At 64.7% G+C, this 6858-nt stretch carries 8 protein-coding genes; 2 read left to right on the top strand and 6 right to left on the bottom strand.

The window, feature by feature from the left end; all coding sequences use genetic code 11:
* The coding region (locus tag KDH09_20135; protein ID MCB0222018.1) for a hypothetical protein at positions 1-565 on the top strand (565 nt) is incomplete at its 5' end.
* Between the two features lie 2 nt (positions 566-567).
* Here the strand turns inward: KDH09_20135 and KDH09_20130 are convergent.
* Genes KDH09_20130 through KDH09_20105 form a run of 6 tightly spaced genes read right to left on the bottom strand, consistent with a single transcriptional unit; the run spans position 568 to position 5934 of the window.
* Positions 568-1638 (bottom strand): acyl-CoA dehydrogenase family protein, encoded by a 1071-nt coding sequence (locus KDH09_20130; protein MCB0222017.1) that lies wholly within the window; start codon positions 1636-1638, stop codon positions 568-570.
* 24 nt (positions 1639-1662) lie between these two features.
* Positions 1663-2709 (bottom strand): DUF523 and DUF1722 domain-containing protein, encoded by a 1047-nt coding sequence (locus KDH09_20125; protein MCB0222016.1) that lies wholly within the window; start codon positions 2707-2709, stop codon positions 1663-1665.
* An 18-nt stretch (positions 2710-2727) separates the two neighbouring features.
* Positions 2728-4224, bottom strand: coding sequence for a deoxyribodipyrimidine photolyase (locus KDH09_20120; GenBank protein ID MCB0222015.1), 1497 nt, complete (start codon positions 4222-4224; stop codon positions 2728-2730).
* A gap of 9 nt (positions 4225-4233) precedes the next feature.
* Entirely contained in the window at positions 4234-4524 is a 291-nt protein-coding gene (locus KDH09_20115) for a hypothetical protein (GenBank protein ID MCB0222014.1), read from the bottom strand.
* Positions 4525-4547: 23 nt separating this feature from the next.
* On the bottom strand, positions 4548-4940 hold the full coding sequence (locus KDH09_20110; protein ID MCB0222013.1) for a hypothetical protein: 393 nt from the start codon (positions 4938-4940) through the stop codon (positions 4548-4550).
* Between the two features lie 28 nt (positions 4941-4968).
* The gene (locus tag KDH09_20105; GenBank protein ID MCB0222012.1) at positions 4969-5934 is read right to left on the bottom strand and encodes a MerR family transcriptional regulator; all 966 of its coding nucleotides are present in this window, start codon (positions 5932-5934) and stop codon (positions 4969-4971) included.
* A 220-nt stretch (positions 5935-6154) separates the two neighbouring features.
* Between KDH09_20105 and KDH09_20100 the strand changes: the two genes are divergently transcribed.
* A partial coding sequence (locus KDH09_20100; protein ID MCB0222011.1) for a hypothetical protein occupies positions 6155-6858 on the top strand: 704 nt, incomplete at its 3' end.

The raw sequence follows: 6858 nt of genomic DNA, 5'->3' as shown, positions 1-6858 counted from the left end.
GCTTTGGGGAAGCCCCGTGCTGGCGAGCGGTTCGAAGGCAAAGCCGGTTACCGGTGCGAGCTACTACTGGTACGACGGCGCGCGAAAGCGAACGATTCATCTCGACCCCGAACTGATTGCGCAGTTCGATGGAGAGCGGACGCCTGCAAAGGCGGCTCCCCCGGCGCCGGGACTCGAAGCGGCGGGCGAGGCCAGGGGAGGCGTGCGTTTCTGGAAGGCCGGTGCGGGCTCGGCGGAGGACTCCATCTCAGCAAGTGCCAAGGCCGCACGCGCTTCCGGCGGAAAGTTCTCGCCGGTATTCAATAACCGCGGCGGCCGCGGCAGGCGCGCGCTTCCGGGCGGGGTGATCGTAACTTTCGATTCGGCGATGTCCGACGAGGCCTGCGCAGCGTGGATTGCGGCAAAGGGGCTCACGGTGCAACGCAAGCTGACCCAAAGCAGGCAGATCTACGTGCTCGATACGCCCGCCGGGATGAAGTCGCTGGAACTGGCGAACTCCCTGCATGAGTCGGGTGAGGTAGAGAGCGCCTCTCCCAACTGGTGGACTGAAGTCGAGACGAAGTAGCGCTAGCCCGGCAGGCGCGCGGCCTGTGCAAGCAGCGTCTCGCGCGAACGCGCGGCAAAGCGAAGCTGATTGAACAGCCCCTGCAGCGCGGCCAGCTCGGAGGGCGGCGCGTCCGGGAGCGCGCCGCGAACCTCGCTCACCAGCGCTTCCATTGCCCGCAGCATTTCAAAGAACGAATAGCGACGCGCGATGAGCGACTCGCGGCTTACGCCCGCCTGCTCGTCGAGCAGGCTCGCGGCAGCGTCGCGGGCGAGTGTTGCGAGCGCCTCGGTGCATGCGATCAGCCGGCCGCGAAGCAACTCGGAGATGCCGTGCTTCTCAAGTCCGGGAAGCGCCGCGCGGGTCTGGTACCAGGCAAGGCCCGCCACCCAGCTTTGCAGCAGGGAATCCTCCCACTGGCGGAAGGGGCGCACGATCTGCGACCAGCCGTTCTTGGCGGTGCCGGTGCCGCCAAGGCGGGCGATGGCGGTGGCGTTCTCGAAAGTGGTCGCCCCGTGGAGGGCGGCTTCGAGCCCCGGGTGCGTGGGCATCTCCTCGACCCGCACGCCGGGATCGCTCGTGGGAACAAGGAACAGCCCGAGGTCGCGTCCCTCGCCGGATTCGCCGCACACAGCCAGCACCAGCAGGTGCGATGCCAGCGGCCCGCCGGTGGTGAAGACCTTCGTGCCGGTGAGCTTCCAGCGCTCGCCATCCAGGACCGCGCGGGTTTGGATCTTCCGGGGATGGGAGCCCACCTTGGGCTCGCTGGCGGCCATACAACACAGGCCGCCGCTGCCCAGCACCTGATCGCTTTGTTCGGGGCAGAAATTGCCGAGTACCCACAGCGCCATGATGAAGTGCACGGTCAGCGTCATGGGAATGCCGGCGTCGGCACCGCCGCGGGCAAGCCCCTCCAGCACGGCGCCTGCCTCGGAGAGATCCTTGAGCCCGCCGCCCAGCCAGCCGCGTTTGTTCAGGCGCGCGAGGACTTCGAGCCACTGCTCGCGCGTGGTGGGACGCGCCAGCGAGGCGTCGGCCAACTCGCCGGCAAAGGCGAGGGCCTGCTGCCTGAGGTTGTCGAGCTGCCTGGACAAAACAAGGACTCCTTCCCGCGCACTCTACGCAGGAAGGAGTCCTTTCGCCAAGGCCTGGCGGTTGATCGTCAGTTCCTTGGGGTAGGGGGCAAAGTAGACCTGACCGCGCAGGTAGTCGGAGTCGAATCGCTCGGTCCAGGAACGAAGGACGCTCGCTGGCACGCTCAGGGGGGCGCGGCCTTCGGCGAACTCGCCCAGTAGATGGGTGAAGTGATTGCGCTCGGAGCGACTGACCTCATCCGAAAAATAACCGACGGCATGTTCGAGCACATTGATGTGGGAGCGATGGCGCGGCATTCGCGACATGGCTCGCTCAAGGCCCTCGCGGTAATCGGCAAAGACCTCCCTGATCTCCCGTCCGTTCATGGCGCCGACAATGCCGCCGAGATTACGCATCTCTTTTTGGTTGTAAGCGAGCAGCAGGAGCTTATGGCCTGCATGAAATGCGATCAGATCCGCGCGCGTGGGATTCTTTTCCAGCTCGCGGAAGCGGGCAAGCGTATAGAGCTGCGTGAGAAAGTGGGCGCGAATGCGCCCGTCGCGCAGGCGGCCCTCGTCCTCGATGGCGCGGCCGGGATACAGATCCAGAACGCGAGCACCAAAGACGCCGGGGCCGCGCCCGGCGGGCGCGCATTTTTCCGCCAGCGGGTAGCGCTTGGCGTCCTTGATCCCGCACGATGGCGATCGGCCCTTGAGAATGAAGCCGTCCACCGGACCCAGCGCCTTGAGATACTCGGTGGCAAAGCTCTCCATCTCGTGGGTGAAGTCCTTGCCTGTAGCCGGTTGCACCATGCGCAGTTGCCACTTTCTCTCCACCAGGCGTAGCGCCTCGCGGGGCGTGCCGAGTCCGATGGCGACTTCCGGGCAGATCTTCACAAAATCGACATGCGGGCGAAGCGCGCTCACAAAGTCATCGCGGATAATCTGCCCGTTGTGGCGGCAGGCCTCGAAACCCAGGCACTCGCTGACCACTACGCGGGGGCGCGGGTGGAGCTCGGTCCTGGAAGTTGCGTGCGGCTGGCTGCGCGCTTCCAGCGCGGGGCTGACTTGGTGAAGTTGAGTGCGGTCCATTGGGTTTCCTCCCGTGTGCTAGAGCAGGGCATCCTGGCGTGGTTGATCGGAGTAGCGTTCCAGATACTGTTTCATCCTGAGCTTGCGGCGTGCGTTCTGGCTGCTCATGTATCGAATCTTTCCGAAGATCTGACGCTCGGGGCCCCAGGCGCGGTCGTAGCGGCCCAACACCCAGAAGATTCCGCTGTAGGAATTGGGGTCGCAGCCATCGAGTGCGTAGCGGTTGTTCAGCTCGATCATCGTTGCCAGCGCGTCCTTCGGACTCGCCGACCATTCGAGAATCTTCTTGCCCCAGAGCATGCGCAGGTAGTTGTGCATGCGTCCGTCTTCGAGAAGCTGCGCCTGGGCGGCGTTCCAGATCGGATCGCCGGTGCGCGCCTGCTCGAGTTCGTCAAAACGGTAGTGTTCGTGCCGCGTATCGCGCGCATGTTCGTTCAGCGTGCGGCGTGCCCAATCAGGTAGTGATTCGAATTGGTCGTAGTCGGCGCGGTGATGGCAGAAGTTGAAGCCGATTTCGCGCCAGGTGATGAGTTCGTCGACAAAGTCGGCTGCTGGCGCGCCAAGGCCCCAGAAACCCTTTTGTCCGGGGGCGTGCGTGCCCAGTCGGCTGGGATCCCAGTCTTCGAGATCGAGCAGGTAGTGGACGATGTCGTGGGTGCTCAGGTGTCCGAAGTGCAGCCAGGGGGACAGGCCGCTCGCGCCATGCGCGTCGGGGTGATTGCGGTCGCGCTCGTAGTGTGGCAGTCCGCTTTTGAGAAACCTGCCCAGCGCGGCATGGGCGCTTGAAAAGCCGCCCGCTTCATCGGTGGGGGCGGGGCGCTGGGCAATGGGGAGCCGCGTCTCCAGGGCGAATTCGCGCGAGAGTTCCTGCGCATTGGCTGCCGGCCATTGCCGGCAGATTTCGGCAAGGAGGGCCGCCGGAAGGGAGCGGATTGGGTCGCGATCCGCTCCCTCCAGCGGGTGGGGGGTAGGGGCTTCGAGCAGATGTTCATGGAGGACGCGGTGAATCCAGGTGCGAAAGGAATAGGCGCGGGAAAATGCCTTCGGCGCTGCGCGAAGGGGAATCAGACCATTGGAGTCCGCCCACTCCGTCGGTGCCTTGAGCGTTGCCGCAGTTTCAGCGTCGATGAGTGCCGGCGCATCGATCGGGTATTCGTCGCTAACAATCAGTGCTGCGCGCGCCGCCAGCAGCCCAAGCAGTGCGTCGCACTGGCCGGGTTTTCGCTCCACAAAGGGGTAGTAGGGCGCCCGGCGCGCACGCGCGTATTCGAGGTTGTCTGCCATCCCGTCGAGGAGGAACCGGTGGCGGCGCGCATTGGCCCAGCGGTACTCGAGGGGCAGGGCTTCGACGATGACCAGCGGCAATTCCAGTTCCCCGGCCCGGGCAATCGCGTGATCGAGTGCAAAGTTCCACTCCAGCCGGCGGGCAGTGCTCATCCAGTAAAGGACGAACTGGCCGCGCGGGTTTGCCGGTCTCTCACCGGTGCGTATCCGAATTTCCGGAATGGCTTGCATGGGGCTTCCTCAGTCGAGCGCGATCTGCTCAAAGTCGCAGAGCTTCTTGAGCGCATCTTCCATCACGCCGCGCGCATTGGCGGTTTCGCGATAGAGCATGCTGTGAATCTTCGCGTCGGCCTCGTTACGGTCCTCGCAGTTCTTCGAGTATTCCTCGAAGGCGCAAAGGCTCGAGACGATGGACGCCAGGTGGTTGGGGCACTCGCAGTCGACTTTGGGCTTCAGCTCCAGAATCTTTCCGATCTGTCTGGTACTGAAAATGCGCTTGGGCGCTTCGAAGTCCCGATCAATGGTTCGCATGGCGGTTTCCTTTCCGTGGGCGCTCAGGCGCGTGCGCCTTGCGGGGCGTTGGCGTTGAAAATGTCCCGGACGAGCAGTCCGAGCAGGTGCATCCGGAGGCCGCCTAGGTGCACGGGGACCTTGAGTGCGCGGCTCTTGCCCTCGGAGAGGCGGGTGATGAGGTCGCGCTTGGCATACTGGTAGAGCACCAGCGCCATTTCCGCGCCGCACTGATCGACGATGGTGTCGAGCTCGCGGGCGGGGTCTTCGCCGAGCAGGTTGAGATCGACAACGACGGCGTTGGCGCTCAGCGCGCCCTTGCGCCTCAGGCTGGGCAGGTCTTTGCCGGCAAAGACGACTTCAACTTCCCCCAGACCGTCGGGATTTTCCTGGAGTTGTGAGTTGATGGCTTCATCGAGAATGGCGAGTCTGACCATGATGGAATCCTCCTGTGGGTTGCCGCCGTTAGAGCGGGCGCGGTCCGATTTGATCCTGTTGTTGTTTGAGAAAGCGCTCGAGTCCTTCGAGCGAGCTGATTTGCCGGGCGCGCGGCAACCACGCGCTCGCTTCGCCGGCGGCATGTCCGCCGACAATGATTCGGGTTTCGGGGGCGAGCAGCTCATTCAGGCGCCGAAGCTCGGCTTCGCGCGAGGGCTCACCGCTCAGCACGAGTGAGAGAAGCAGAAACTGTGCTCCTCGCACTTCTACGACATGGGCGATCTCAGCGGCCGGCAGGTTGGGGCCAAGATAGGTCACGCGCCATCCATGCGAGACGGCGATCATGGCTGCGAGCAGGGCGCCGAACTCGTGGACTTCCTCTGCCGGCGCGCTCACTACGATGCCGGGCGCTTTTTCGTCGGAGCTGAAGGTGCGAATCAGCGCGCCCAGCAGGTTGCGAAGGATGACGCTGGCCGCGTGCTCGTGGGCGATGCGCAGTTCGCCGCGCTCCCAGCGATCACCCACCTCATGGAGAATCGGGACGACGATGTCGAAGACGAGTGAGCGCGGATCCAGGGAAACCGCTGCCCGCGAGAGCACGCGTTCGGCCTTTTCGAATTCCATTGTGGCAAGCGCTTCCATGAACGCCTGACGAACATCCAGCAGGCCGGGCCGGGGCTCGGGTGCGTCCGTGGTCCGTGCAGGTGCGGCGTGGCGCTCGAGCAGGGCGAGCAGCTCGGCCTTCTCCAGCGCGGCGAGCTCGCTGATGGTGTGCCCGCGTTCGAGCAGGCGCTTGATGAGCTGGAGGCGCGCGACGTCGCGCTCGCTGTAGAGGCGGTCGCCGCCGGGCGTGCGTGCCGGGCAGACCGTCTGATAGCGGCGCTCCCACACGCGAAGGGCATGGGCGGAGATCCCGGTCAGGCTTGCCACCGCACCGATGCGGTAGCGGCCCTCAGGGGGCTCGCTCATTTCGCTGTGGGTCGGGCTGCTCATTGCTTTCCTTACCTCGTCGACGTCCAGATTATGTATAGATTTGGTCGCCTGTCAATTACATTTTGTCTAAATTATGCAACTAACTGAAATTACTGGTATAAAATTCGAGCTTGAAGCGATTTCTCGAGCTGAAGGGCCGGTTGTCGGCAGCGGTGTACAGGTTTGTCTAGATTCTCTGGCGAGATCCTCCCCGGGGCGTGCGATTGGGTATGCTGCGGCCATGGAAGGGGTTTCCGACAAAACCGCTGCGCGGCGGGGGCTGCTCGCCCGGGTGCTCTCGCGGGTGGGAAATCCACTCGAGTGGAGCCTGGTGGACAAGGGGCTGCTCGTCTGCGCGGCGACGCTCGGGTTTGTCATCGACTACGCGCTCATCAGCGCGCGGATTGTCGGCGAGCCGGAGGCCGCCCCCTACGCCGACCGCGAGGTGCTCACGCTGCTCTCGGTGTGGATGTGGGCCGTCGCGGCCGGGTGGGCGGCGCTGCTGCTCGTCGGCATCCGTATTCGAAAGCGGCGCCCCGATCATCGCCTGTATGCGAGCGCGTGCCTGCAATACCTGGCGCTCACCGACGGGGCGCTCTGCTACCTGCTGGGGCCGTGGACGAGCCCCTTTGCCTTCGCCCTGGTGCTGGCCGCCGGTGTGGTGGGCTTTCTGCTCTTCGAGCGCGCGCAGATGCTTGCGGCGCTTGGCACCTTTGTGCTCATTCTCTTCGGCACGACCGTCGCAGAGCAGCTCGGCCGCATCCCGCACGCCCCCATTCTCACGGCGCCGCCAATCGTGGACGGCAAGGTCGACTTGGCCTGGGTGCTTACCATTGGCGGGCTCTCCACGCTCACGGCGACCGCCGCACTGGCCATTGCCGACTACCTGATTCGAAGCTGGCGCGGGCGCGAGGAAAAACTCGCCGAGGCCTACGTGTTGCTGCG

The sequence above is a fragment of the Chrysiogenia bacterium genome, from assembly GCA_020434085.1.
Classification (GTDB): Bacteria; JAGRBM01; JAGRBM01; order JAGRBM01; family JAGRBM01; genus JAGRBM01.
The sequence above is the reverse complement of the archived record's forward strand: the minus strand, read 5'-3'. Positions and strand labels throughout refer to the sequence as shown.